Source organism: Kitasatospora sp. NPDC101235 (assembly GCF_044767505.1).
Lineage (GTDB): Bacteria > Actinomycetota > Actinomycetes > Streptomycetales > Streptomycetaceae > Kitasatospora.
In genome coordinates this window covers 1-24,880 of the sequence record NZ_JBIWNZ010000055.1, presented here as the reverse complement: position 1 = coordinate 24,880, position 24,880 = coordinate 1, and the positions used below count along the sequence as shown (strand labels likewise).

The following is a 24,880-nucleotide window of genomic DNA, read 5'->3' as shown; positions in this document are numbered from 1 at the left end:
CAGTTGCGCTCGCGTCACACACCACGGTCTACCGGATCAGGACCCGCCGCGAAGGTGAATCACACAGATTGATCACGACCGAATACGTGCCCTAAGCCCGTCACCCACAGCCCATTCGGGGCGGACTGTTCCGGACGGGGCGTCAAGCCCCGCACGGTGGCCTCAGGAGCCTCCTCCTGGTGTACCGGCAGCTGTGAAGTTGCATGACGGTGTCGCGGTGGGCTGCAACGGTTTGTCGTCCCGACGTACGGGTTGATGCCTGGTCGGGGGCGGTGCCGGTGGGGCCGGCGTCATCGTGGTGCGGTTTCCGACGTCGTGCTGGTGACGTTTCCACTGGTCGGCGTCGTGCGGTTTTCCATGTGCTGCCGTTCCCGGCCTCACAGGCCCACCAGGCCGCCCCACAGCCCGCCCCTGGGCCCACCGAGTAAGCCGCCGACACCATCACCGCGCTGCGCCGCGTCCGCACACCCGGCCGCTGTCCTGATCTCAGTGAGGCCGAACCACGCCGAGGCTGTGACCAGGGGTGTTCCAGATTGTCCGAGACGGGCTGCGGGCTGTCGTCTCGGTCAATCTGATGCCTGGGCGCCCTGCGTCGCCTCGCGCTCGGCAGCGAAGTCGTCGAGGAGTTGGAACAGGACCTTGATCGCGCGTTTCTCGTCCTCGGGCGGCAGGTCCGAGATGTTGTCCCAGCCGTCTGGGAACGCGATGTGCAGGACCTGGCCGGGCCAGGCGTGACTGCACTCGCGGCCTCGGCGGGCGATGAGCCAGGCGTGCCAGCCGGCGAGCCCGTGTCCGCCGTGACGGATGGCGTGCTGGTCATAGCCGGTCAGGAAGGCGGTCAGCAGGTGGAAGGAAGTTCTGCCGACGAACATGCCGGGCCGCTGGCCGATGCAGGCGGGTCGACGTCGGGCCCGCGGCTGCTGCCGCTGCCGGAGCAACCCGAGGGGCCCCGCTGCGCCCGCCCGCACACACTGGGAGGACCGGTCCGCGCCCGAACCCCCGAGCGGGTAGCGGACCGGTCCCCAGCCGAGGTGTCAGTGCCAGACGACCTCGACATGCTGCGCCAGGAACAGCACCGCGGCGACGGTCAGCCCGGAGCCGGCGTTCGCCAGCACCGCGCCGAGCATTCGGCCCGGGTCGCGCCAAGCCGGTCGCTCCGGCAGGGCCACTGCCTGGGGGAGAAAACCATGGAGGCCTGCTGCGTGAGCTCGTAGCGTTCTGCCATGACGACCCTGGAAGTGCCGGACCAGAGGACCACACGGTGCTCGTGCGCGCCTTGCTCGCACAGTTCGGCCGTATTGACACGCTTGCCCGCTACACCGGCGAGGACCAGCCCTTGTGGCAGGTCGGCATGGGCAGTGCGCTCGTCGGTGATGACGCCAAGACCGACCCCCACCGGCTCTCCCACAGCGCCGTCCTCGCCCTGGTCGTGGCGATCGACCACCTGCGCGCCCTGACCGACCTGGTACGCCGCGAGGTGAAGGACGGCGAGCAACAGATGCTGTTGCACTCCCACGCCCCGTTCACCCTCCTGCGAGCGGCGCTGGAGAACGCCGCTCGCGCAGTCTGGCTCCTCGGCCCCCAACAACGGCTGGAACGGGTAGGCCGATGCCTGCGGATGCACTACGCGGACATCACCAACATCACCAACAAGGCGAAGCTCCTGGACTACCAGCCGGACCACACCGAGACCGCAAAGCTCAAGGAACAGGTCAAGGCCCTGCTGCGCGACGCAGGGGCACAAGAGACGGACCTGACGAACGGGAAGCTGAAGATGCCCGGATACGGCGACATCGTCGCCGACGCCGGCGCAAATGGCGCGGATCGGTCAGCACCTGCCGGCCCTCCTGGCCGAGTTCGCCACCGCAGATATCTAGGCGCGCCGAGCCATTGCCGACCCGCTCCCTGGCAAGTGGACACCCCCCGGTAGCCCCAGGCCGCTCGCGGTAAACCCGGCTCGGACGGCTTCACGTTGGCTGCGAAGCCGCCAACGTCAATTCTGGTCTTCGCAATATGCCCCCTTTTCCTTGAGCTCCACCAAGATCTTGTCGATTGTTGCCATGGGTAGATCCTTCAGGTCCTTGTCCTTTTTGGCTGCATCCTCAATCCTTTTCAGGACCTTCTTCTGCTCGTCATTCGATGGCTTCTTCAGGGGGCCTTTCATGACTTCATCGTCGACGATCCTCTGGAGCGCCTTGAGTTGGACGTCGGTGAGATGCCCATCCTTTCCCTTGCGTGCGGTGTTCTCCTTCTCCATCTCCGCGTTGACGCATTTGACGGTCTTTTCCCGTTGCGCCTTACCGTCTTCTGCCGAGGCGTGGGCAGGACCGCAGAGCAGGAGGGCAGTGGCCGCCATGAGTGTCGCGGCCGGGCGATGCAAATTCATTCCGTTCCTCCGAGATCGCCGGACGTTGCCGTCCGGGCATTTCTGCGTTTGAAGAAGTGCGCTGAGCGCTGACCGGGGCCGAGGGTGGTCCGTCCGTGTCGGATCTTCCTCCTTCCCCGGCAGGTGGCGCCCCCGTCCCTTGGATGTCAGGACGCGTGACATCCGACCGGATGGGTGCGTGATGCGGGCCATCCTGCCACTCCTCGGGGACGAGAAGGGTGATCGACTTCATCTGACCGAATGCCTGACCGCAGGTGCCGGCTGTCCGCCACCTCGCACATCCGGGCCGTCACCTGCGAGGGCATTGATGTTTTCTGGGGGTTGTCGTGGTGCGGGGGTGTGTTTGGTGTGGGTCTGGCCTGCGGGTGGCGGCCTGCGGCGGGTGATGTTTGCCGTGCTTCCCCCGCCGCGGGTGAGGCGGAGCCGACGAGCCGGGCCAGCACAGGCATCGGGCTGGGATGGTGCCGCTCATGCAACTGCACCTGGGTCGCCGAGCGGGCCTGGGCGGAGTCGGTACGGCGTGACAACCCTGGCAGCAGCTCACCCCACGTATAGTGCAGGCGTTTTGGGGAACTGATGACCACGTCGCCGAGGAGGCCGTTGCATGGAGCCCGTCACGCTGATCACTGGTGGATCGACCGGAATCGGTGCTGCCACCGCCCGCACCCTCCTCAAGCAGGGCCACCGTGTGGCGGTCACCGGACGTGACGCGGGCAAGCTGGCCGCCTTCGCCGCTTCGGCCGGAGCGGGTGAGCGGCTGCTGACGATCACTGGCGACGCGGCCGAGGCGGAGGACGTCGCCGCCGCCGTGCGCCGCGTGGTTCAGGCGTGGGGCCGACTGGACAACGTCATTGCCAACGCCGGTTTCTCGCTGCCCGGCAACCTGGAGAGCCACGCCCCCGAGGACATGCGCGCCATGGTCCTCACCAACGTTCTGGGCCCGGCCCTGCTGGTGCGCGAGACCCTGCCGCAGTTGAGGGCATCCAAGGGCCGGATCGTGTTCATCGGTTCCGTCGCCGGGGTGCGCAACACGCCCGGCAACCTGTACTCGGTCACCAAGTGGGCTGCGCACGCGCTGGCCGAGAACACCCGGCTGCTGGTCGGCAAGGACCGAGTCGGCGTGACCGTCGTCGCCCCCGGAGTGGTGGACACCGCGTTCTGGGCCGAGCGCGGCGGCACCCCTGAGGAGGCGATGACCCCCGAGCAGATCGCGGCCACGATCGCCTTCGCGCTCAACCAGCCTGCGGGCGTGGACATCAACCAGATCACCATGCGGCCGACCGGGCAGCTTGGCTGACGCGAGTATGGCGATCGAATCTGCGCGGCGAAGGACCGTGTATTTCGCACCCGCCGCGAGGCATCATGACGTCATGCGGCCGTGACGCCACAGCTGATCCGTCGTCCCGTGGCCTGTAGGGGGATCGAACTCCCATGATGCCAGTCGGCCGGGCACCCGCTAACGACGCGGGCATAGGCAGTGATCATCCGGTCAGTGCCGTCGACCACTTTCAACAGCGGACGGGACGACCTTGCGCACCTGGTCGGCATCGAAGGCACGTGGGGCAGTCCTGAAACCAGCCACTGGCACGACGTCAGCACGAGTCACCGCTGCCGTCGCCTGCTTCGGCTTGCGTCTCTTTGGGCGATACAAGGAGGGGTTCGCTACAACCTTCCGCGCTCTCTTGATCGCGGAAGTACGGTTCTGCTGCCGAGTCTCCTTGCAGAGCAAGCGAACCAGATCCTCGCGTCTGAACACCTCTTCGACCGACACCCGCCTACGCGCCCCGGCTGCGAGCACGACGCAAGGTCGAGCACGCCCTCGCCACCGACGCCGCCAGCCAGGGCTGGGACCGGGAGGTCGAGCGCCACCGATGCACCGCCGGCCGCATCGAGAAGCTCCTGACCGACCTCGGCCAGCCTCTCGAAGATCCCACCGCCACACCGGAAGAGCGAGACGTGACCCTCGGGGAGGTCCGCTGTAACTCAGCCGGTCGCGGCAGCTGTCCGGGCGCTGCCCTCGTCAACGCTCCGCAGCCACCTCGCAAGGCGAGGACGGTTCCCGGCCGGTCCGGAATGGCCGTTGCCGCGCCCACCGTGAAGGCCGTAGGCCCATGAGGTGAGAGAGGAGAAGCCACCACGCCGACCTCACTCGGACGCAGCATCAGCCACCTGCACGGTTGTTGTCGGCAGAGACCTTCACGCCCGTGTCCACGCTGACGGGCCCTGGCCGTGGTGGTCGGCAGTCGCGACCCGGTGCACGGCCGTGACGGCGGTGGTGGTGAATGCGAGGATCAGCGCAGCCCAGGTGGCGATGGCCGTCCGCGGGGACCTGCCGGCCCAGGTCGTACCGGCCAGGCAACGGGGCGCCGCCCAGCCGTCGGTTGCACACGTACGGAACTCAGCCACGCGCGCCCCTCGTCAGGAGCTCGTAGCCTTGGTTCATGGTGGAGGCCACATCCGACGGCGAGCCGGACAACAGCCACAAAGAGGATGACGTCTCCGGGCGGCCCCTTTCCGGCGGCTCGGCGCTCATGGCCCCCGCGGCCGAGCACGGCGCCGGAGCCAACCAGCTCCCCGCATGGACCAAAGCCCTCGGCTGGTGCGGTGTCGCTGGGCTGATCTACCTGCTGATCTGTGCCGTGAGCATCATCAGTCGCGGCTTTGCGGGGCTGGGCAGCGACGCGGCGCACACCATGTTCGCCTTCGCCGCGCACCCGTGGGTCGGGCTGAGCGTCGGCATTCTCGGTACGGTCCTGATCCAGTCGTCGACCACGACGACGGCCATCGCTGTCACCGCCGTAGGGTCGGGCGCGTTGCCCATCCAGGGCGCGATCCCCATCATTCTGGGCGCGAACGTCGGCACCACCGTGACGACGAGCCTGGTCGCACTGACCTTCATCGGCAACCGCGCAGAGTTCCGCAGGGCGCTGGGCGCCTCGACCGTCCATGACTTCTACAACTGGCTCGCGCTGCTGATCTTCTTCCCGATCGAGCTGATCTGGCATCCGCTGAAACACATCAGCGGGACGTTGACCAACGCGCTGTACGGCACGGACTGGCTGCCGAACCCGGCCCACCTGAACTTCATCCGGGCGGCCACCAGACCGGTGGAACACGGAGTGATCCACGCGACCGCGCACGTCAGCAGCACACTCGGTCCGCTGTTCACCATCGTGATCGGCGCCGCGCTGATCCTGGTCGCCGTCCGCTACCTGGGAAAGCTGCTCAAACTGCTTATGGTCGGCAGGGCCCGCGACATTCTGATCAAGGCCGTCGGTCGCAACGCCTACCTCGCTATGGCGTCAGGCATGGGAGTAACCGTCGTCACCCAGTCCTCGACCATCACCACGTCCGTGCTGGTCCCCTTCGCCGGAACAGGCATCCTGACACCGGCGCAGGTGTATCCCGTCGTCGTCGGCTCCAACCTCGGCACAACGTTCACGGTGGTCTTCGCGGCGTTCGCGGGCGTCGGACAGGACGCGAAGATCGGCCTGCAGGCAGCCTTCGTGCATCTGATCTACAACCTCTTCGCGATCGTCGTGATCTACGTGACACCGCTCCTGCGCCCCGTGCCGCTGTTCTGCGCCGAGACCCTTGCCCGCATCGCCTCCGAGCACCGGTGGGTCCTCGCCGTTTACCTCGGCACCGTCTTCATCGCACTGCCCGCCCTGGTCATCGTGCTGGTGGGCGTGCTCTGAGTACGGCGTCCGACGGCGGAACCCGTCAGGGTTCAGTGCCCTCAGGTGATTCACCCGTTCAGATGAGCGGTCTTCGTCCCCACCGTGGTCGGATCACCGTGACCCGTGAGGACCCTCGTCTCTGGTGGGAGGCCGAGCAGGCGGTCGCGGAAGGAGTCGATGACCGTCGGGAAACGGGAGTATCAGCGCCCGGTCGCGCCGGGTCCGCCCTGGAGGAGGGTGTCGCCGGTGAAGACCGCGGCCAGGGCAGTAAACGGCCTAATACTCCAGCCGTAGATCGTGATCTTCATGTCCGATTCGCGGCTTGTCGTCGGTAATGGCTGGCTTGGGCTCGGGCTTGGTGGCGGCGTCGCCAAGCGGACCAGGCGAGCCGGTGGGCTACCTCGTGCATGGGCCGGACGGCCAAGGTGATGAACAGTCGCTGGATCTCGTTGCAGGTGAGCGGGATGAGCCCGGCAGGTGTGGGGTGCCGGGCGTGTTCGTCGGCGCGGACGACGGCGAGGAAGGCGTGAGCGAGCATGGCCAGGGTGACCCAGCGGGACCAGGAGGTGTAGCGGCGGACTTGGTGTTCGTCGAGTCCGGCCAGGCCCTTTCCGGACTGGAGGGTCCCCTCCACCCTCCACCTTGATTCAGCGACGCGGACCAGGGCGGTCAGGGGCACTGGGGCGGCTGAGAAGCAGCGGTGGTAGGCGAGTTCACCGGTGGTGCGGTTGCGGCGGATCAGCAGCTGGCGGCTGCCGGGGCGGCGTTCGGCCAGGTCGATGACGGCCCAGTCGTAGAAGCGGTGCCCCTTGGCACCGGCCCCGGCCGACAGCTTTTGCCAGGCCCGTTTGGGCACCTTCGCAGCCAGGGAATCCGCGCGGAACTTCTCCGCGCCGGTGGTGACTTCATGTGAGCAGGCGACGGCGAGCAGGTAGCCGACCTGGCGCTCTTCCAGCGCGATCCGCAGCTTCGGGTTGCCGACGTAGACCTCGTCGCCCGTGACCCAGCCCACACGGTGCCCGGTGTCGAGGAACCGGCCGATCATGCGGGCGGCCAGCTCAGGCTTGGTCGCGAAGACGGTGTCCTTGTCCAGGCCCGCGGCTCGGCAGCGATCTGGGTCGCGCGTCCAGGAGCGCGGGATGTACAGCTCCCGGTCCACCGCCGCGTGCCCGCGGCAGCCCGCGTAGACAAGGTAGACGGCGACTTGCGCGTTTTCGATCCTTCCGGCGGTGCCGGTTGTACTGGCGCTGGACATCGACGGTGTGCGTGCCCTTCTTCACGTCCCCGGTCTCGTCGACCACCAGCACTGCACCCTCGTCGTGCAGATGTTCCAGGACGTACTCGCGCACGTCATCGCGTATGGCGTCGGCATCCCATCGAGCCCGGCCGAGCAGGTGCTGCATGCCGTCCGGGGTGGCCTCTCCGGCCCACTCGGCGATGCTCCAGCATTTTTTGCGTGCCAGGTCCGACAGCAGCCCCAGCACCAGATCCCGTACCCGACGCCGGGGTTCGACCCGGGCGAACCGGTCGGCTATCCGGCTCATCAGGTCCTCGAACGCTTCCTGCCAGCGGGCAGGGTCTACGCTGTGACCTGCGGCCACCGCAAGATCGTTAGTCTTCACACGCCGATGATCAGCGGTGGCCGCAGCCTTCCCGCGGCCGACCCACGAGCAAGATCAAGGTCTATGGCTGGAGGTCGCGCTGGTACCAGGTGCCTGACTTGCCGCCGAGATCGGCCGGGGTGGCAGGGCCAACCGGGACGAACCCGGCCTTGGTCAAGACTTTCTGGGACGCGGCGTTGTCGTGGGAGGTGGCCGCCCGCAGTGTGCGCAGGCCGTGCCGCGCGGTCGCCATCCGGCACAGCTCCCGGACGGTCGCGGTCGCCACGCTACGGCCGGCGACCTGCTCCGCGACCCGGTAGCCGAGTGTGGCAGTGCCGTCCTCCAAGTCGTACAGGTTGAACCTGCCGAGTACCGAGCCGTCCTCGGCGACGAGCACGTAAAAGGCGCAGCTGCCGTCCTCCTGCTCGGCCAGCAAGGCGTTGTGCCGGTCGGTGAACTGGTCGAAGAAGTCGTCGCCGCGGTCGGGGATCGAGGCAGCGAAGTAGGAGCGGTTCGCCAGCTCGAAGGCCAGGACCGCCGGGGCGTGGTCGGCATGCAGCCGCTTCAGCTCGGGCATTGCCCGACTCTACCCAGATCGTGTGCTGAGGCCACCTGAGTTTCCGCCAGTGGCAGACAGCCCCAAGACCAGGGCACATAACGATCTACGGCTGGAGTATTAGGGGTCTTCGGTGACGGTCTCGCCCTATTAATCCCGAGCGCGTGCGGGACCCTGAGCCTGGCAGTATCGGGCCATGACAAGAGATTCCTTGCTGGTCAGGGCCCAGGGCGTGTGGCAGGAGCTGGCGTCGGTGCCGGTCTTCTTCGGTGCGGCAGGCGAGGTCACCGTCGTCGTGTCTCCCGGGTCGAGGATTTGCCCGCGTGAGTGGGCGGGCATCGTGCTCCTGGGCGGGGCTGCGATCGTCACGGCTCCGAGCGAGGAGGCTGCTGGCCGCATCCGCAAGTCCTTGGCCGAGCTGCCCGCTGACAAGCTGACAGATCCTGAGGCGCTCAGGACAGCGCTCCCGACCAGCGAGGTCCTTGGGCCAGCCGCCCTCGCCTATGTCGCGCCCGACGCCTTCCGACCCGCGGCGCCGCCGGAGGGCTTGCGGATGGAAGAGCTGCCAGGCGGCTATTTCGAGCTGGGCGACCTCGAACAGGCCGCCGGGCCGGAGGACGCCGACGAGGCCGGCCTGGACGAGATGTCCTCTCCCGCGTTCATTGTGCGAGTCGAAGGCCGGGTCGTCGCTGCGGCCGCGTATCGCGAATGGCCGGGCGGGGCCGCTCACATAGGTGTGCTGACGGCGCCCGCCTGGCGCGGCAAGGGCCTGGCTCGCGCGACCGGGTCTGCGGCGGTGCGGCATGCGCTGGCCCAGGACCTGTTGCCGCAGTGGCGGGCCCGGACTCCGGCGTCGAGGAAGGTCGCGGTCGGACTCGGGTTCAGCGAGCTCGGCTCCCAGTTGAGTGTCGAGTTGGTCTGATCACGCGGAGCCCTGCCGCGGTCGGGCTCAGGGCCTGTCCTGGTGCTCTGCCTCGGTTGGTCTGGAGTCGGTAGGAGTCGGAGCCGGTCTCGATCAGGAGGCACTTGAAGGTGAGTCGGGGTTGGCGACTCCGCCGGTCCTCAGCCGCGCCATCGGCGACCTGGACGACCACGCAGACGGCTATCACGAGACCTGGCACACGATGCTGCTGCGCAGCATCTAACCCGGCGGTCGCGCCGATCCTAGCCACGATCTGGCCGCGTTCACCGAGTGCCTGCGGGGACGCTGAACCAGGGCCGCCTCGCGGCGCCCCGCCCGGTGACGCGCTCGTGTCAGGGCCCGCCTTCGAGCCGGAGGCGGGGACAGGCAAGCCGACGACGCCGAACGCACGTCCAGCCCGGCCAAGGCGGCGCGCGTGGCGGCCGAACACCGCGCCGCCCCGGCGCGAGCCTCCAGACCCCGCTGCGCCGACCCGCTGCCGCCGGTGTCGGCTGCGGACGCGTGCTGGTCTGAGGGATGATGGGCCCCGTGCCCGGGGCGGGGGGTGTGCCGGGCGGGGTTGCGGGGCAGGGGCGGACCATGGAGATCACCATCGCCGGTACGGGGCTCGCGGGCGGGGCGTGGCCGGAGCTGCTGCCCGACCGGCGCCCGGTCCTGGTGGTACCCGCCCCAGCCGCACCCCCACCCCATCCAGTCGACGGCTGGACCCGCGAAGCCGCCTGCCCGCACGACACCCCCCACCCCGGCTGGGCCGCCACCGCTGCCCCACCACACCTGACCATCCACCACCCCACCGGACAACCCTGGTACGACGCACCTGTCACCGCCGGCCGTGAATGGTGGCGCGCGCTACGCACCCACGAGGTCCTGCTCCTGGTGACCGGCCCGTTCACCAACGTCTTCGACTTCCGCCGCGCCGCCGAAGCCGGCACCCTCGCCGTGCTGACGGTCGCTCGGCCCGTCAGAACCGATCGCAATGGCGGCTACATCGCCAAGGATCTTCTTGACGGCGTCCGTGTCGCCGATCTCTGAAAACGACCCGTGAGGGTCTCGGAAAATTGACCCTTTTGTGCGGTCGGCGGCTCGCGGGTCTGCTGGCGCTGTTCTGGGCAGGCGGGACTGTCGGCCATGGATGTCAGACTCGGTGCCATGACGCTGTGCGACTATTTCTCCGCCGCTGACGACCAGGCCGCGTTGGCCGTGGCTGAGCGGCCCGGAGGGCCGGCCGCGGCCGGGCTCGACGTGGTCTTCCTCAAGAACATCGACCCGGTCGTCGCTCTTGCCCAGCTCGAAGCGATCCTCACGGACTGCAGCTATGAGGAAGCCAGCCGGCGCCCGCGATCCGGGCAACTGCTGTCCTCTGCGGAGCACGAAAGCCACTTCGTCATTAGCGTGTCGGACACGCTGGTCGAGGCCCTCGCCGTGGGGACGCGGGCTGACCTTGTGCATGTCGCCGAGCCGTGGTCCATGACCGCCGAGCTGCAGCAGGGCAAGGTCGACGTCTTCAACGCGCGTGATGTCCTTGAAGCCCTGGCGGCCCTGGCCCAGCGCGCCCGGGAGGCCCGCATGCGCCTGTATTGTTGGTGGTCGCTGTGAACAGCAGCGTCCGGCGGCCGGATCAGTCGCGGCTGACGCGGTTCTCCTTCGCGAGGAGCTCGCGTCGATGGCGGGTCTGCGGTTCATAGGCGTCCGCCACCGAACCGCGCGGGGCACGTTCGTACTTCGGCGGCCGGTCCGAGTTCAACGCGGCCCGAACCGTGTTCCGGGCCACCCCCAGCCGCCGTGAGATCTCTTTGATGGGCACGCCCTCTGCTCGATGCAGTCGGCGTATCTCCGCCCAGTCCTCCACCTTCAGCACGTCACGCTCGTCTGTGACGACGTCCCGCAGAACGTGGTGCTTCACGAGGCCGGCCCCAGACTGCTGGAGGTCGCGAAGATCCTCCGTGCGGAGACGGGTACCGGGCTCTGGCGCGCCAAGCAGATCGTGACCGGCCCGCTGCCGTGTCCGCGCGGACGCTCCCTCAGCGGCGAAGCGAGGGAAGCCACGAACGGCAGCCGCCTGATAGCCACACCCAGAACCCCTGGGTGACCCAACCCTACGAATGGCCCACCTTCCCGTCCTCCAGCGCACAGGAAGCCCGTCTGGCCGTCGCCGCGCGGCTGCGCGAGGTCATGCTGGACGCGGGCCTGACGGGGCAGGAGCTGGCCGCCCGGTGCGGGTGGAACGGCGCCAAGACCTCCCGCGTCATCAACGCCCGCACCGCGCCCTCGGACGCCGACATCCGCACCTGGTGCCGGGCCTGCGGCGCCGACGACCAGGCCGAGGACCTGATCGCCGCCAACCGTGCCGTGGACTCCATGTACGTCGAGTGGCGCCGCCTCACCCGCACCGGCCTGCGCCGCCTCCAGGAATCCGCCGCGCCCCTGTACGAACGCACCCGGCACTTCCGCTCCTACTCCTCCCGCGTCGTACCGGGCGTCCTGCAGACCGAGGCGTACGCCACCGCCCTGCTCGCCACCGTGGCGGACTTCCGCCGCACCCCCAACGACGTCGCCGACGCTGTCAAGGCGCGCCTGGCCCGCTCCCGCGTCGTGCGCACCGGCCACCACCGCTTCGCGATCCTGATCGAGGAGTCCGTCCTCTACTACCGCCTCGGCACCGTCGAGACGATGGCCGAGCAGCTGGAGCACCTACGGGCCGCCATGGCACTGCCGGCCGTCTCGCTCGGCGTCATCCCGTTCACCGCCCAGCGCACCATGTGGCCGGTGGAGACGTTCAACATCTTCGACGACGCCGAAGCCGGGGTGGAGCTGCTGTCCGCCCAGGTGACCGTCACCACGCCCAGCGAACTCGCGCTCTACGCCCAGGCGTTCGACCGGCTCAAGGGTTTTGCCGTCTACGGCTCGCAGGCACGGGCCCTGATCTCCCGGGCTGTTGACTCCCTGGGCTGAAATCCTGCAAACACGTGCAAACGCGTTGAGGGTCCGGCCGATCACTCTCTACCGTCGACCCGTCGCCCGCAATGACGGACCGGAAACCCGGACTCCGCCGTGATGCGGGCGGCGAGTTGGGGCCGTTGCGTGGGCCCGCCCCCTGTGTCGGGGTCCGTGCAGCCGTCACCGCCGACGAGAGAGCGGAGAACCGCCGTGGCCGCGTACCCCACACCCCGCCCACCGGCCACGGCCGTGGCCACGCTCGGGCGGCGCCGGCGGGCGTGTGGTGCGCGGTGACTGCGGCCGTCGAGACCCATACCCGGCCCCATGGCTGCGACTCCGTCAGGGCGCGGCTGTCCTACGAGCCGCAGTCCGCCGCGGCGGCCCGGCGCCTGGTGCGCACCACGCTGCCCGGGTGGGAGCTGGAGGACCTGGTCGAGGCCGGCGAACTCATCGTCAGCGAGCTGGTCGTCAACGCCGCGAAGACCGGCTGCCGGCTGGAGATGGCGGTCACGGTCGAGCGGACCACCGACCGGTGCGTGCGGATCAGCGTTCGGGACGGCTCCCGCGTCCTGCCCTGTCTGATCGACGCCGGTCCTGCCGCCGAGTCGGGCAGGGGCCTGGCTCTGGTTCACCACCTCACCGGCGGCCACTGGGGCGCCACCCCCGAGCCGTACGGCAAGACCGTCCATGCGGACCTGCGCACTCGCTCTCCCGGTTCGGCATAGCCCCAGGGCGCCCGTGCCCCAAGGTGGGACACCGACGAAACTCCCTGATCAGGGCGTATGCAAGCGCTGAGCGGAGCGTGTTCCCGCGCTGTACGTGATCGTTTCCCGCTCCGAACCCGTTCTGGGTGTCCGATCTGATCATTAGGCTTCCGCCCATGACCAGCGATCTCGGGTTCACCTGCTCGTGCTGCGGCGAGGAGCACGCAGAACTGCCGATGAACTACTCGACAACGGCCCCCTACGTCTGGGACCCGAGCTACGACGAGGCCCCGGACTGCTTGCTCTCGTCGGATCAGTGCGTCATCAAAGCACAGCACTACTTCGTCAAGGGCCTGATCGAGATACCGGTCATCGGCAGCAGCGACGTCTTCTCCTGGGGCGTCTGGGTCTCCCTGAGCCGCGAGAACTTCGCCCGCGCCGCAGACCTTTGGGACTCACCAGGGCGCGAATCCGAGAAGCCGTACTTCGGCTGGCTGACCACCGAGCTTCCCATCTACTCACCCAGCACCACCAACCTGAAGACCAACCTCCACACGAGGCCGGTCGGTCAACGTCCCCTCATCGAGCTCGAACCCACCGATCACCCCCTTGCCGTCGAGCAGAGGACGGGCATCACCCGGGATCGCGTGCGTGAGATCGCCGAGGCCGTTCTTCACTCTGCCAACGACGGCTCCTGACCATGACCGGCCAGGATTGGGAGAACGACCCGGCGTCTCGGGGGGGGTGGTGGTGCGAGCGTTCGTGGACGGGGATCCGCTTGACCAGATAGGTGGGCCCCTCGACATTCGCGCGGTGGTGGCGGGTATCCGTCCGGAGGCCAAGGATCGGTTCCTGCTTTTGAGGAGGCGGCCGTCACCGGCCACGCCACCCTGGCGTCGGTGGTGCAGCAGCAACTCCTGGCGGCGGCCGGTCGCGGCGGCCGCCCGGAAACCGCCAGGCCCGGCAGCCCTGACCGCGCGGGAGGCCGATGTGTTGCGGCTGATGGCGCAGGGCTTGTCGAACGGCGCAATCGGTCGGCGCCTGGTGATCGGCGAGTCCACCGTGAAGACACATGTGAACCATCTGTTCGCGAAGATCGGCACCCGCACCCGCGCCGAGGCGGTCGCCTGGGCCCACCAGAACGGCTACGGCGAGCCGTCCTGAGCTTGTGGGCGACTCCACGCCACATCGCGGTGTCATTCCAGACATCCACCGACTCTTTTGACTCCCGAGTCAGTGGCGGACCGCAGCATGGGAGGCTCGGAAGCTCCCCTCGATCACCCCATCCCGTCCGTTGCCACTGCCGGAGAGAAGGTTGTCATGAGCGCATCTACCCGTACCAAGTTCGCCCGTTTCCTGGCCGTCCCCGCCCTTGCCATGGCGAGCGCGATCCTTGCAGCCGCGCCCGCGAGCGCCGGGGGACTCTCCATAGGCGTCAACGGCGCCACCGTCGCGGATGCCGGGCGGACACTGAACGTCTCCGTCAGCTACCGGTGCCTCCCGGCATTCGATTGGGTCAAGATCACCGTCCAGGCCACGCAATCCGCCGTATCGGGCCGCGGCTCGATCCAGCTCCCCTGCACCGGCGGGGAGACCGTGACCATTCCGGTGGGCGTCACCTCGCCCGGTGACACGTGGATCAGGTCCTCGGTGAACGTGGTCGTGCACATCTACGACGCCGAGCTCGACCGCAGCGGGGCCGCGGCCACCGTCGTCGCCAACTGACCGGCGTCCACGGAAAACGAAACGGCCGGTCGATCCGAAGATCGACCGGCCGTCCTGGTTTGTCGGGACCGGCCCTCTACCCGGGCACTTGTGCACCGGCCGCCCGGCCCTGTCATGCGCGCCCGGTCGGCCCCTTGTCTCGGGCCGCCCCACCGGCCTTCGGTGGCAGGGCCTTGCTGGTGCTCTTGTGGGCCACGGTCTTCTTGTCGGCCTGCTTGGTGGTGCTGGTGTTCTTCACCGCGTCGCTGGTCTTCGGGTGCCGCTCCCGGGCGTCGGCGAGGGCTCGTTCCAGCACGGCCGTGAGGTCCAGGACGGCCCTGCCGGGCGGCAGGACACGGGACTGCGGGGCGTGCGGGGGTTCAAGGCCGGCGAGGCGGGCTTCGACGACTTGCTCCAGGGCGTGCTTGTACTCGTCGTGCTCGGCCTCGATCCGGAAGTTTTTGGTGACCGCGTCCATCAGGTTCCGGGCCAGCGTGACCTCCTTGGGGCGCAGCTGGATGCCTTCGGGGGCGATGCCCGCGGCAGGGCGGATCACAGCAGGGTCTGGAGCACGATGACGTCCTCGCGTACCCGCAGGACGGCCAGGCTTTCCCGGGTCCTGATCGCCACGCGGGCGACGGCGACCTGGCCGGCTTCCAGCATGGCCTGGCGCAGCAGCGCGTACAGTCGGGCGGCGGCGGGGTTGGATGGTCCGAGGCAGTAGGCCTTGTCGTGGTTGACCGGGTCCACGCGGTCGGCGTCGAGGAAGCCCAGCACGGTGATCTCTCTGGTGCTGGAGAGCGGGAGGTCCGCGAGGTCGTCCTGGGTCAGGACGACCATGCGTCCGTCCGGGGCCTCGTAGCCGCGGGCGACGTTTTCGAACGGCACGTCCGCGCCGTCCAGCTCGCAGACGCGTTTTTGCCGGATCCGGCCGCCGTTGTGCTCGTCGACATTCCGTTCCCGCGCCGCCCGTCTTGGGGTGCTGCCGGGTGATGCCGAGCGGGCGTCCAGGGAGCTGATGACGCTGCCCGGGCTGCACCACGACGTGCGGCGCTGGCATCTGGTGGAGATCCGCCGCGGCGGCTGTTCGACGAGACGACGACCCGCCCGCTGCCCGAACCGATCGGCTCCGCCCCGCTGAAGGACGCCGTCATGGTGCCCTCGGAGATGACCGGCACACCCGCCACGGACGACTCCGGCCACTGCTGGCGCCTGGCCTGGATCCGCACCGAGGGCCGATGGCGCTCCGGCCTGGTCACCGAGCAGCGCCGCCCCGCACCCGACCTGCCATGGATCGCCCACGTGCGCTGGGGCGAAGACCGCCAGGCGGCCTGGCTGGTCGCTGACCCGGCCACGCTGCGCCCGATCCCCGCCGAGATGCAGGACGCCTCGATGCTCACGGCGGGCGTGGCGCCCGAGGCGACGGTGCAGGCCTCCGTCACCGGGGAGGAGCGGTGAGTGTCCGGCTCGCCGCTGTGCCGGATCCGGTGGCGCCGGTGGGCGGCGCGCGGCTGGCGGCCATGCTGGAGGAGACCAGCCCGCAGGCCCGCCGTGCCCGCGTCGAGGCCGCGACCCGGCCGGTCCTGCCCGCCCTGGAGCCGCTGCTGCTGGACGGCCGCCTGCCCAAGGGCGTCGTGGTCGAGTCCTGGACGCCGGCCTGTTCCTCGCGGTGGCGGCGGGGCCGGCCGCCGCATCCGACAGCCTCTGGACTTCGATCATCGGCTGGCCCGAGGCCGGGTTGGCCACTGCCCGGGCCTACGGGCTGCCTTGGGAGCGCACTGTGCTGGCCGAGGACCCTGGTGATCAGTGGGCTGACGTCGCGTCCGTGCTCGCCGACGCGTGCGAGACGTTCATTCTGCGCCCCACGGGGCCGCCCGCAGCGCGGCAACTCGCCCGGCTTGAGCGGCGCCTGCGCGCCACCGGCGCCACGCTTCTGACCCCGATCGCCTGGCCGGGTACCGCGGAACTGCGCCTGACGGCCGGCAACGCGGCCTGGGAGGGTGTCGGCGACGGGCATGGCGCCCTGCGAGTGCGGACGGTCACCGCCCGCTGCACCGGTCGGGGGCGAGCCGCCCGGCCGCGCGAAGCGCGCCCGAAACTGCCGGACGAACACGGTGGTGTGAGCGTGGCGGCCCCCGTGTCCGAGGTGGCGCATCCCGTCGGCGAGGAGGCCGTGGTGGCGGCCCTCGCGTAGCCGCGAATGCACGGCGGCTACGCGCGCTCGTACGGGAGGAGGGCCAGCCGCCTCCCGGACCGAGCGGACGCGACGAGCGGCGAGGCGGCCATCCTCCCGGCCACCTGGACGGGGCCCGCAGCCGGCAGCTGGACGCGCGACGGTGTGTCAGGTGAAGTCGTCCAGCAGGCTGTCGTCGACGAGCGCCAGGTCGAACACGGCCACGACGCCGAGGTGGTCGGAGTGGTCGTGCTCGACCGTCCGGTAGTCGACGATCGCCGGGGCGAGTGCCGGGGTGGTGTGGATCTGGTCGACGCGCAGGCCGCCGTGTTTGCCAGTGGCCCGGCGCAGCGTCGGGTCCGGCCGGGTGTCGGCGAGGTGGGCGGCGACGTCGGTGAGGTCGGCGTCGCGCAGCGTCTTGCCCACCGCGCGGTTGCTGACCCACGGGTCGCCGGGGTTCTCGCGCCGCAGGCAGCGGCTGGCCCGGTTGTAGGGCTTCACCCGAGTCCAGTCGATCTCCGGGTCGTCGTACATGGGGTGGTTGATATCCCCTGCGCCGGTGGAGACACGTGGCAGGACGCCCATCCGCATATCAACATTGCGTTGACAACAAAGTGTTGATGCCGTGGAATGGGCGCATGGCCAGCACCGACCACGACCATGCCGCCAACCTCGACCAGGCCCGTGCGGCCTTGAACGCCGCCGGCGCGTCAGAGCTGGAACGCAGGCCGTGGCAGCCTGTGCGCTGGCCGGCCTCGGACGCGGAGCTCGTACGCTTCGCCGCCTGGGTCGCGCGTGAACCCGACACCGGGGCCCAGGTACCGGCGGCGGGGCTGCGGCTGCTGGCGTCGGCACGCGCGGAGCTGGATCAGATCGAGGCCGGACTGCTGTTCGCCGCCCGGGGGGCGGGGATGACGTGGCCGCAGATCGCGGGCGCGCTCGGCCTGGACTCGCCGCAGGCGGCCCAGCAGCGCATGCACCGGCTGCAGGCCCGCGTCGCCGACCCGACCAGGAAGGCCTGACGCGTGATCATCGCCCTGTCCGAAGCCTCGGTGCGATGCGGGCCCAAGGCCGCCAACCTCGGACGTCTGCTGCGCGCCGGCTTCGCGGTGCCGGACGGCTTCGTGATCACCGACCCGGGCGCGCCCGGCCTTGCGCGCGAGCTGGCCCCCGCCCTGCTGGCGCTGGGCGGCGGGCCGTTCGCGGTGCGGTCCTCAGCACCGGGCGAGGACGGGCAAGCCGCCTCGTTCGCAGGCCAGTTGCACACCACCCTCCACGCGGCCGACCCGGTCCAGGTCGCCACGGCGGTGCGACGCTGCGCGGTCTCGGCGGACAGCCCCCACGCGGCGGCCTATGCCGCGCGGACCGGTCACGTGGCGTCCATGCCGCGTGTGATCGTGCAGATCATGGTCGATCCCGAGGCCGCCGGCGTGGCGTTCACCCGGCATCCGGTCACCGGGGCCGACCAGGTGGTGATCGAGGCGACCGCCGGGCTCGGCGACCGTCTCGTGGACGGCGCCGTAACGCCGCAACGGTGGATCCTCGACCGTCGAGAAACCACCGGTCCGCAGGGCGACGGGGTCCTCACGCCAAAGCAGGCACACGATCTGGCCGGGCTGGCCCAGCGGGTCGAGGACCTGTTCGGCGGGCCGCAGGACATCGAGTGGGCCCTGGCCGACGGCAGCATCTGGGTGCTGCAGGCCCGCCCCATCACCACCACACCACGCAGCGCGCCACCCGCAGCGCCGTCCGGGCGGCTACTGGTGTCCGGGACCGCGGCCAGTCCCGGCACCGCGACCGGCCCGGTGCGGGTGATCACCAGCCCGGACGACTTCGACCGGTTCACACCGGGCGCCGTGCTTGTCTGCCGCACCACCTCGCCTGCCTGGACGCCACTGCTGGCCCGCGCGGCCGCCGTAGTCACCGAGACCGGAGGCATGCTCGCCCACGCCGCGATCGTGGCCCGTGAATTCTCGATCCCGGCCGTCCTGGCCGCCCCAAACGCCACCACGCTCCTCACCCCCGGCCAGGCAGTGACGGTGGACGGCGCCCGCGGCACCGTCACCGCCGCCCACGAAAAGGAACCCCGATGACCCGGATCACCCCAGGCAACCTGCTGGTCCTGCACACCGTGCGCACTCTCGGCCACGCCACCGCGGCCCGCCTGGCCGAGCGCACCGGACTGCCCCAGCCGGAAACGGTCGCGCACCTGCTGGACGCCCAGGCCCGCGGATGGGTGACCCACTCCAGCTTCGCTGGCGAGAGCGGCTGGTCCCTGACCGAGGCCGGCTCCCGGCATGGAGAGCAGCTCCTGGCCGCCGAGCTTGACACCGCCGGCGCCCGTACCACCGTGGAGGAGGTCTACCGCGACTTCCTGCCCGCCAACGACCAAGTCGCCGCGGCCTGCACGGCCTGGCAGCTCACCGAACTGGCTATCGGCGAGCAGCGGGTCACCCTCACCGCGACGATCACCGCGCTCACCCAACCCGCCCGCACACTGGCCCAGACGGAGACCCGCCTCACCGCCAAGCTGGCCCGCTTCGCCGGGTACCACCACCGCTTCACCACCGCACTGCACCGAGCGAACACCGACCCCACGTGGATCACCGGCATCGATCGGGACTCCTGCCACCGGGTCTGGTTCGAACTGCACGAAGACCTCATCGCCACACTCGGCCTAACCCGCTGAAAGGCCGCTCGGCCCGTGACGGTCAGCCCGCTCTCGCATGCCACGATCACCAGTTGGGCCCGGTCCCGTGCGGCGACCGACCGGCCTCGGCCGGGCAGGATGTCTGTTCCCCGGCCGAGGCCCTCCCATAACGCCGGTGCTGGGCGTCCTGAGCCAGCATCTCCTGCATAGACCGTTTCGCCACATTTACGAAGTACGCCGGTGCCTGACGTGCGGTAAGCCTCGCCATTTGTTCGATTCTTGGCCCAGCGAAACGGTGCTCGGAGCTTTACAAACAGGCACTGAACCTGTTCTTTAACCTCCGGCCTGTCAGCCTTCTGGATTGGCCCGTGATGGCGTCGCACAGCATGGGACCATCTCGGCATGCGACTGATTGCCGATGGGGCCACGCCGACCTCGCGGTTGGTGCGGGCGGAGGACTTTGAAACCGACAACGGCTGCGCCTTCGAGCTGGCGGGACCACTCTTCCTGGCCGTCGGTGATCGAATCAGCTTCGAGGACGGGAAGCTGGTCGTCGTGCGGGTGAGCGGAGAGCGGCTGCTTCCCGTCGGCGGTTGGCCCGCCGTCTTCGGAGGGCCGGGGACAGTTTTTCTGGGCGATCAAGTCTGGAAGTGATGGCCGTTGAGCAGGGCGCTGCCGAGGGGGGTGAGCGTGTGCAGGACGGCACTGCCGCGTCTGGTGGTGGTGATGAGGCCGGCCTGGCGGAGTATGGTGGCCTGCTCGCTCGCGGTGGGCAGCGACGCGCTGAGGCGTTCGGCGAGCTGCCCGGTGGTGCACGGGCCGTCGCTGATGGCATGGAGGGTTCGGGCGCGGGTGCGGCCCAGGAGCGCGGACAAGGCGCCGTCGGTCCCGTGGCGGGACGTCGTCAGCAGTGCGGCGGCGTCGGAGACGCCGCGTATGACGGGGAGGAAGAGCAGGACGGGTGCCTGGTCGTCCATCGGGTCGGTGTAGGTGATCGGTCTGGTCTGGCAGAAGGCGGACGGGACCAGCAGCAGGCCCCGACCCGCCAGGTCGACGGTACCGGTGAGGGCGCCCCTGCCGATCTCCAGCGTCGGTGGCTTCCAGCGGAACTCGGGCGGCAGTCCCGCGAGCATCGCCTCGGGCCCGTCCTGGGCGAGCCTGAGGGCGTGCGTGGTCTGCTCGGCCCGCAGGCGGGGCAGGATGCGCTGCCAGTGGGGGGCCACGGCGACGCGGTGGACGTCGCGGAGGAACACCAGCAGTTCCTCACGGTCCGCCCGGTCGTACGCGATGTCGCCCCACGCCACGCCCGCCCAGGGGCCCGTGCAGCGTGAGTAGCGGGCCCGCGCCTCGACGGCCCCCTCGAGTTCGGCCCGCAGACGCTCTGCCGGCGCCGCGCGCAGTGCCTCGGCCCCCTCCTCGACGGATGATGCGGCGCCGGTGACGGTGAACAGGTCCAGGACGGTCTCCCGGAACAGGGACGAGGCCGGATGGACGCGGGCGGGGGAGCGGGCATGGACCTCGTGTCGCCATGCGCCGAACATCGCCCTGCTGTGCGGTTGCTGCAGGGCTGTCAGCGCGAGGAGCGTCTCGCCGAGCGGACCCCATGTCGCCGCTATCCGAGTCCTGGCGAGGTCCTGCGAGGTGAACGTGATGCGCAGCATGTGAGGGTCTCCCGGGTTCTGTTCGGACGCCCACCTTCCCGTCGCCCATCGTCTCCGGTCGCGCACGACTGCTTCAAGTGGGCCTCACCACAGGTGTTTCGGCGACAGCCGAAAGGACTGGGGCCGCGCCCGCCGGCACCGTCAGGATGGGTCCCGAGGGCGACGGGCCGGGAACCGCGAGACACAGGTGGTTCCCCCGGGCCGGAAGGTCGCCCGAGTCGAGAAACCACCCATGGAGGCGTTCATGCGTATTCGTCATGCTCTCGCGGCCACCGCTGTCGGTGCCGCGCTCGCTCTGGGTGCTGCGGCCGCACCGGCCGTGGCGGCCACGCCCGCCCCCGCCTCGGCGGGGCCCGCTATCCAGGCCGGGTACACCTGGCAGTACACCGGCGAGTACTTCAAGGCCAAGTCGGCCTGCGATGCCCGCGCCTCGTACTTCCTGGCGGCGTCCAACGTGAAGTACTACCGGTGCATCAGCGAGGGCGGCCTTTGGGCTGGTCAGGTCTACGCCAGCTGATCGAACGCAGGACGCGCTGCCCGCACCGGCAGCACCAGGGGGCTGTCCCACGCGTGGGACAGCCCCGGCTCGGCCTCCCGGCCGACGACCCGCGCCCCCGCACGATCACCCAGAAGATGCCCGACTCCGTTGCCCAGCGGCTCTACGAGGCGCGCGACGCCGGAGCCACCCAGGCCCAGCAAGCCCCTTACCCGGACGCCCACCCCAAGGGCGGCCGATGGGGCGGCCTGCTCGGGGGTGTTCCTCTCCGGCCGGTCGGCCGCGCCCGCTCGATGACCGGGCTGAACGGCGGGCGGGGCGGCGGCGGTCGGCGGTCGCTCTGTCGGTGGCATGAGGTATCGAAGGAGACCGGACGATCACCGACCGCGGGGAGCACCAGCGATGAGCCACGACGGCGAGGGACAGGGACAGCGGCCGGCAGCGAAGACCCGCACGGCCTTCGTCCGCGCCAAGGCCTACCCCAACGGCAGCACGGGTCCGCTGCGCCACAGCGTGCTCCAGGCGCTGGGCGTGCTGAAGGTCGCCACGGTCAAGCAGGTCTGGCTCCTGGCCAGGCCCGACCACGCCCACCCGAACGCCGTGGCCTCGGCGTTGCGCGAACAAGCCGGCCGAGCAGCGCGGCAGCACCTCCGGCCTCCCGAGGCAGCCGGAGCCGCCCGACAGCGACCGGTCGGCCGGGGCCGCCGCGGAGCGGCCGGCGAAGCGCCGGCCCGTCCGGCCGCCGGGGGCCGGGGCGGTGATCTGGGGGCTGACCGACCTGGGCCTGGATGCCGCGAAGTCCACGCTGCCCTCCGAACGGAAGATCGGCGGCCGGGCCCGCTCGGTCGGCCGCACCACCGGCGCCCCGCACGCGATGGCCGTCAACGACACCATCGTCGCGTTCACCAGCCCGGCCACCCCGGGCAAGTCGATCGGCCGGATCGCCGACTGGACCACCGAAGCCCCGCACCCGCTGCCCGGCGACCGCAACCAGTTCGCCGACGCCGTCCTCACCGCACCCACCGACAACGTGCCCGTGCTCCTGGTCGAAGTCGACCTCCACAACGAGACCCCCGACGTCATCGCCGCCAAATTCGACCGCTACGCCGAGTACTTCGCCCTCACCTACAACGACCCCAAGCACGAAGGCCACCACAGCCACGCGAAGAAGCTGCCGACCTGGCGGCGCACGTACCCGATGGCCGGCCCCGACAGCCTGCCGCCCATCGCCCTGGTTCTCGGCGGCGCGCAGGCACCCGCGGCCTCAACAACCTCATCACCAAGGTCCAGGGCCTCACCGACCGGCACTGGGCCTCGCCGCGCCACGACCCGCTCGACTTCACCGGGCGGATCCCGACCCTGGCCTGCCACTTCGACGACTTGAAGGAGAACGGGCCGCACGCTGCGATCTGGTGGCGCTTCGGCGGCCGGCAGTGGCAGACCCTCCTCGACGCCCTCGCCCACGCCGAGTACATCGCCCGTGTCCAGGCCCGCCTCGACGCCGAGTACCAGGCCGAGCGCGAGGCCCGGCACCAGCGGCTGGAAGCGACCCGCTGCCCGGGCTGCAACCGCCGCTGCGACGAGATCGACACCGGCAGGCCCAGCGACGGCACCAGCCTCTGCGGCGGCTGCCAGGCACAACTACAAGATCGGTGCACCGGTCACCCGGTCGCTGGTCGCCTACGATCACTGACCCGTATCGACGGGCCGCCCCGTTCACCGGATGGGCATACCTCCATGCGGGCTGTTGACCACCAACGGCAGAGACCCCTTGACCAGGTAGGGGTGATCAGGGAAGTAGTCGACATGGAGGTGGCCGCCGTCCTCGGCAGCGGCCATGGCACGCAGGTTGTCCGCGAATACGGCCCGAGCGGCGGAGTCACCGCTGATCACAAGAATCTGCCGCAGGGAGTCGAGGTGGAGACGGACCCCAGGACCGGAAGTCTTCCCGACCTCGACCCCCGCCAGGTCGTGGCGGCCGGGCGAAGGCGTCGAGCCGAACTGCCCCTCGCCCTCGGCCACCGCGACCGCCAAGCGGTTCAGTTCTTCCGCCGAGGCGGTGAGATCCACCTCGCCGTAAACGGGGTCGCGGACGAGTCTCACCGGTCAGCCCTCCTTCAAGATCGAACTCCCATGATGCCAGCCGGCCGCCAGACGCGATCCTGTACTTGGGATCTACTCGTCTGCGGGCCGCCCCCGTTACTCGAGTTCGCCCCAGGCCGGGGCGAGGAAGGACCGGAGACCGACTGACTCTTCGGCCACCTGTATCCCGATCTGTCGACAACTCGCTCACGCACACTCGAAGGCTTCATGGACCTGCCGGTGGCCGGCCTTGTCGCGGGACCAGATGCGCACACGACGGCTTGGGTTCTCCCGGTCCCAGTCGTCACTGTCCAAGACCGCGACGGAGTCCGACAGTCGCCATCGCGAGGACCCCCACGAGGCTTCCGGTACTTCAACGAGTCCGTCGAGAACGTCAGAGACCGAGACCGCAGCGGCACCGCCGACAGGCCAGGGTCTCCAGCCGGAGACGGCGTCGGTGAGGGCATGGGACTCGATCAGATGCGTGATGGAGGGGGCGACAGGGAGGTACGGACTGCCGCCGTCCACGTCGGTGCCCACGCTTCCATTGGTATGGAGCAGGTCCCGGCAGGGCTTCGACACGCGCTCACCGAACCACTGGAAATACCAGCCGCCCTGCGCGGGGTCTTGCCAGGCCCGTGTGTTCACGCCGAAGTGGTCGTACTCCCATCCACGGGCCGTATCGTATCGTTCTCCGCCAACGGTCCAGCTGTGCCTCACCTGGTAGCGCAGTCCGCCGTATCTCTGCTCGAAGCCTTCGCATCGGATGATGAGTTCCATGGGTGCCGGCACGAGACGGCCCGTGCGGTTGCGCACCCGCCATAGCTCGATCGGAACTTCGAACCGGACCGGGTTCTCACGTCGGCCCGTGCGGCGGAGGAAATCCTGAGCTCGCTCCGAGAGTTCGGAGAGGTCATCCAGGATGTGCATCCCGTACTTCATTTCCAAAGGTAGCGACCGGCTGCAAGACGAGCACCCTATCTCGGAGTCCACCTCACGAACCAGTAGTTCGACCCCGGGACCGGGGCATCGACGTGTTTGAGCCGGCTGCGAGCGGCGACACGATCCTTGCCGGACAGCCTGACCCAGTGCTCATCCGCCCAGACGGCCTGGGAGGCCCGCCGTTCAGCCTCCTTCAGCCGACCGGACCCGGCCAGCTGCTCCCCGCTCAGCAGCTGCCTGACGGTTTCCAGGCCGCTGGCTGCGTAGGTGAGAGCAGGCTCTGGCTCAACTTCTGGATGCTGTTGGTGATCTTCAGCGACTGTCGGTATGGGTCCGGCCGGTCGTCTGTCGGCAGAGGCGCGTGAAGCGGGTTGCGGAGCTGGTCC

General features: G+C 69.7%; 28 protein-coding genes and 4 pseudogenes. 19 read left to right on the top strand and 13 right to left on the bottom strand.

Annotation, left to right across the window (positions count from 1 at the left end; genetic code table 11):
- Nucleotides 1-566: 566 nt before the first annotated feature.
- On the bottom strand, nucleotides 567-872 hold the full coding sequence (locus ACIRRH_RS42105; RefSeq protein WP_403078595.1) for a hypothetical protein: 306 nt from the start codon (nucleotides 870-872) through the stop codon (nucleotides 567-569).
- A gap of 162 nt (nucleotides 873-1,034) precedes the next feature.
- Nucleotides 1,035-1,169, bottom strand: a complete 135-nt coding sequence (locus ACIRRH_RS42100; protein ID WP_403078593.1) for a hypothetical protein — start codon at nucleotides 1,167-1,169, stop codon at nucleotides 1,035-1,037.
- A 92-nt stretch (nucleotides 1,170-1,261) separates the two neighbouring features.
- Here ACIRRH_RS42100 and ACIRRH_RS42095 point away from each other — a divergent pair, with 92 nt between their 5' ends.
- Nucleotides 1,262-1,930, top strand: coding sequence for a hypothetical protein (locus ACIRRH_RS42095; RefSeq protein ID WP_403078591.1), 669 nt, complete (start codon nucleotides 1,262-1,264; stop codon nucleotides 1,928-1,930).
- 63 nt (nucleotides 1,931-1,993) lie between these two features.
- Here ACIRRH_RS42095 and ACIRRH_RS42090 read toward each other — a convergent pair whose 3' ends face one another.
- Nucleotides 1,994-2,356: a hypothetical protein gene (locus tag ACIRRH_RS42090; RefSeq protein WP_403078589.1), complete on the bottom strand. Its 363-nt coding sequence runs from the start codon at nucleotides 2,354-2,356 to the stop codon at nucleotides 1,994-1,996.
- Nucleotides 2,357-2,990: 634 nt separating this feature from the next.
- Between ACIRRH_RS42090 and ACIRRH_RS42085 the strand changes: the two genes are divergently transcribed.
- Together ACIRRH_RS42085 and ACIRRH_RS42080 are read left to right on the top strand one after the other, a co-directional pair.
- Nucleotides 2,991-3,683 (top strand): SDR family oxidoreductase, encoded by a 693-nt coding sequence (locus ACIRRH_RS42085; protein ID WP_403078587.1) that lies wholly within the window; start codon nucleotides 2,991-2,993, stop codon nucleotides 3,681-3,683.
- A gap of 1,144 nt (nucleotides 3,684-4,827) precedes the next feature.
- Nucleotides 4,828-6,084 carry a Na/Pi symporter gene (locus ACIRRH_RS42080; protein ID WP_403078586.1) on the top strand — a complete coding sequence of 419 codons (1,257 nt, stop codon included), beginning with the start codon at nucleotides 4,828-4,830 and terminating at the stop codon, nucleotides 6,082-6,084.
- 50 nt (nucleotides 6,085-6,134) lie between these two features.
- Here ACIRRH_RS42080 and ACIRRH_RS42075 read toward each other — a convergent pair.
- The 3 genes and pseudogenes from ACIRRH_RS42075 to ACIRRH_RS42065 form a co-directional block, all read right to left on the bottom strand.
- Nucleotides 6,135-6,329 (bottom strand): annotated as a pseudogene (locus ACIRRH_RS42075) (MBL fold metallo-hydrolase); the annotation flags it as partial.
- Nucleotides 6,330-6,370: 41 nt separating this feature from the next.
- Nucleotides 6,371-7,610 (bottom strand): annotated as a pseudogene (locus ACIRRH_RS42070) (IS701 family transposase).
- Nucleotides 7,611-7,749: 139 nt separating this feature from the next.
- Complete coding sequence (locus tag ACIRRH_RS42065; protein ID WP_403078584.1) at nucleotides 7,750-8,244, bottom strand: GNAT family N-acetyltransferase; 495 nt, start codon at nucleotides 8,242-8,244, stop codon at nucleotides 7,750-7,752.
- Between the two features lie 175 nt (nucleotides 8,245-8,419).
- On the opposite strand from ACIRRH_RS42065, the gene ACIRRH_RS42060 reads away from it, so the two are divergent.
- From ACIRRH_RS42060 to ACIRRH_RS42050, 3 genes are all read left to right on the top strand, one after another.
- Nucleotides 8,420-9,145 carry a GNAT family N-acetyltransferase gene (locus ACIRRH_RS42060; RefSeq protein ID WP_403078583.1) on the top strand — a complete coding sequence of 242 codons (726 nt, stop codon included), beginning with the start codon at nucleotides 8,420-8,422 and terminating at the stop codon, nucleotides 9,143-9,145.
- Nucleotides 9,146-9,724: 579 nt separating this feature from the next.
- Nucleotides 9,725-10,177 carry a hypothetical protein gene (locus ACIRRH_RS42055; protein ID WP_403078581.1) on the top strand — a complete coding sequence of 151 codons (453 nt, stop codon included), beginning with the start codon at nucleotides 9,725-9,727 and terminating at the stop codon, nucleotides 10,175-10,177.
- 117 nt (nucleotides 10,178-10,294) lie between these two features.
- Entirely contained in the window at nucleotides 10,295-10,741 is a 447-nt protein-coding gene (locus ACIRRH_RS42050) for a hypothetical protein (protein ID WP_403078580.1), read from the top strand.
- Nucleotides 10,742-10,811: 70 nt separating this feature from the next.
- Here ACIRRH_RS42050 and ACIRRH_RS42045 read toward each other — a convergent pair.
- Nucleotides 10,812-11,003, bottom strand: a pseudogene (locus tag ACIRRH_RS42045) (sigma factor-like helix-turn-helix DNA-binding protein); the annotation flags it as partial.
- Between the two features lie 227 nt (nucleotides 11,004-11,230).
- Between ACIRRH_RS42045 and ACIRRH_RS42040 the strand changes: the two are divergent.
- The 5 genes from ACIRRH_RS42040 (at nucleotide 11,231) to ACIRRH_RS42020 (ending at nucleotide 14,511) form a co-directional block, all read left to right on the top strand.
- A complete protein-coding gene (locus ACIRRH_RS42040) occupies nucleotides 11,231-12,097 on the top strand; it encodes a helix-turn-helix domain-containing protein (RefSeq protein ID WP_403078578.1) in 867 nt (288 codons plus the stop codon).
- A 275-nt stretch (nucleotides 12,098-12,372) separates the two neighbouring features.
- On the top strand, nucleotides 12,373-12,807 hold the full coding sequence (locus tag ACIRRH_RS42035) for an ATP-binding protein (protein ID WP_403078576.1): 435 nt from the start codon (nucleotides 12,373-12,375) through the stop codon (nucleotides 12,805-12,807).
- A gap of 215 nt (nucleotides 12,808-13,022) precedes the next feature.
- Entirely contained in the window at nucleotides 13,023-13,484 is a 462-nt protein-coding gene (locus tag ACIRRH_RS42030) for a DUF2199 domain-containing protein (RefSeq protein WP_403078597.1), read from the top strand.
- Nucleotides 13,485-13,548: 64 nt separating this feature from the next.
- Nucleotides 13,549-13,950, top strand: coding sequence for a response regulator transcription factor (locus ACIRRH_RS42025; protein ID WP_403078574.1), 402 nt, complete (start codon nucleotides 13,549-13,551; stop codon nucleotides 13,948-13,950).
- Nucleotides 13,951-14,106: 156 nt separating this feature from the next.
- Nucleotides 14,107-14,511, top strand: coding sequence for a hypothetical protein (locus ACIRRH_RS42020; protein ID WP_403078572.1), 405 nt, complete (start codon nucleotides 14,107-14,109; stop codon nucleotides 14,509-14,511).
- A 112-nt stretch (nucleotides 14,512-14,623) separates the two neighbouring features.
- On the opposite strand, the gene ACIRRH_RS42015 is transcribed toward ACIRRH_RS42020, so the two are convergent.
- The gene (locus tag ACIRRH_RS42015) at nucleotides 14,624-15,046 is read right to left on the bottom strand and encodes a hypothetical protein (protein ID WP_403078570.1); all 423 of its coding nucleotides are present in this window, start codon (nucleotides 15,044-15,046) and stop codon (nucleotides 14,624-14,626) included.
- Nucleotides 15,043-15,693, bottom strand: coding sequence for a Ku protein (locus ACIRRH_RS42010; protein ID WP_403078568.1), 651 nt, complete (start codon nucleotides 15,691-15,693; stop codon nucleotides 15,043-15,045). Before ACIRRH_RS42010 ends, ACIRRH_RS42015 begins: the two co-directional genes overlap by 4 nt.
- On the opposite strand from ACIRRH_RS42010, the gene ACIRRH_RS42005 reads away from it, so the two are divergent.
- Together ACIRRH_RS42005 and ACIRRH_RS42000 are read left to right on the top strand one after the other, a co-directional pair.
- Nucleotides 15,643-15,948: a hypothetical protein gene (locus ACIRRH_RS42005; protein WP_403078598.1), complete on the top strand. Its 306-nt coding sequence runs from the start codon at nucleotides 15,643-15,645 to the stop codon at nucleotides 15,946-15,948. The genes ACIRRH_RS42010 and ACIRRH_RS42005 overlap by 51 nt on opposite strands.
- A gap of 322 nt (nucleotides 15,949-16,270) precedes the next feature.
- A complete protein-coding gene (locus ACIRRH_RS42000; RefSeq protein WP_403078566.1) occupies nucleotides 16,271-16,684 on the top strand; it encodes a hypothetical protein in 414 nt (137 codons plus the stop codon).
- Between the two features lie 147 nt (nucleotides 16,685-16,831).
- Here the strand turns inward: ACIRRH_RS42000 and ACIRRH_RS41995 are convergent, their stop codons facing one another.
- A complete protein-coding gene (locus ACIRRH_RS41995; RefSeq protein WP_403078565.1) occupies nucleotides 16,832-17,197 on the bottom strand; it encodes a hypothetical protein in 366 nt (121 codons plus the stop codon).
- Nucleotides 17,198-17,301: 104 nt separating this feature from the next.
- Here ACIRRH_RS41995 and ACIRRH_RS41990 point away from each other — a divergent pair, with 104 nt between their 5' ends.
- The 4 genes from ACIRRH_RS41990 (at nucleotide 17,302) to ACIRRH_RS41975 (ending at nucleotide 19,967) form a co-directional block, all read left to right on the top strand.
- The gene (locus ACIRRH_RS41990) at nucleotides 17,302-17,685 is read left to right on the top strand and encodes a DNA-binding protein (protein WP_403078563.1); all 384 of its coding nucleotides are present in this window, start codon (nucleotides 17,302-17,304) and stop codon (nucleotides 17,683-17,685) included.
- Nucleotides 17,686-17,688: 3 nt separating this feature from the next.
- Nucleotides 17,689-18,756 carry a PEP/pyruvate-binding domain-containing protein gene (locus tag ACIRRH_RS41985; protein WP_403078562.1) on the top strand — a complete coding sequence of 356 codons (1,068 nt, stop codon included), beginning with the start codon at nucleotides 17,689-17,691 and terminating at the stop codon, nucleotides 18,754-18,756.
- Nucleotides 18,753-19,352: a transcriptional regulator gene (locus tag ACIRRH_RS41980; protein ID WP_403078561.1), complete on the top strand. Its 600-nt coding sequence runs from the start codon at nucleotides 18,753-18,755 to the stop codon at nucleotides 19,350-19,352. The genes ACIRRH_RS41985 and ACIRRH_RS41980 overlap by 4 nt, the downstream gene beginning before the upstream one ends.
- 363 nt (nucleotides 19,353-19,715) lie before the next feature.
- Entirely contained in the window at nucleotides 19,716-19,967 is a 252-nt protein-coding gene (locus ACIRRH_RS41975; RefSeq protein ID WP_403078560.1) for a hypothetical protein, read from the top strand.
- Here the strand turns inward: ACIRRH_RS41975 and ACIRRH_RS41970 are convergent.
- Nucleotides 19,952-20,974 (bottom strand): ArsR family transcriptional regulator, encoded by a 1,023-nt coding sequence (locus ACIRRH_RS41970; protein ID WP_403078558.1) that lies wholly within the window; start codon nucleotides 20,972-20,974, stop codon nucleotides 19,952-19,954. The genes ACIRRH_RS41975 and ACIRRH_RS41970 overlap by 16 nt on opposite strands.
- 244 nt (nucleotides 20,975-21,218) lie before the next feature.
- Between ACIRRH_RS41970 and ACIRRH_RS41965 the strand changes: the two genes are divergently transcribed.
- Together ACIRRH_RS41965 and ACIRRH_RS41960 are read left to right on the top strand one after the other, a co-directional pair.
- Nucleotides 21,219-21,491 carry a hypothetical protein gene (locus ACIRRH_RS41965; RefSeq protein WP_403078556.1) on the top strand — a complete coding sequence of 91 codons (273 nt, stop codon included), beginning with the start codon at nucleotides 21,219-21,221 and terminating at the stop codon, nucleotides 21,489-21,491.
- A gap of 733 nt (nucleotides 21,492-22,224) precedes the next feature.
- Nucleotides 22,225-22,854 (top strand): annotated as a pseudogene (locus tag ACIRRH_RS41960) (replication-relaxation family protein); the annotation flags it as partial.
- A 332-nt stretch (nucleotides 22,855-23,186) separates the two neighbouring features.
- Here the strand turns inward: ACIRRH_RS41960 and ACIRRH_RS41955 are convergent.
- Nucleotides 23,187-23,573, bottom strand: a complete 387-nt coding sequence (locus tag ACIRRH_RS41955) for a hypothetical protein (protein ID WP_403078554.1) — start codon at nucleotides 23,571-23,573, stop codon at nucleotides 23,187-23,189.
- A gap of 186 nt (nucleotides 23,574-23,759) precedes the next feature.
- Nucleotides 23,760-24,494, bottom strand: a complete 735-nt coding sequence (locus ACIRRH_RS41950; protein WP_403078552.1) for a hypothetical protein — start codon at nucleotides 24,492-24,494, stop codon at nucleotides 23,760-23,762.
- Between the last annotated feature and the right edge of the window lie 386 nt (nucleotides 24,495-24,880).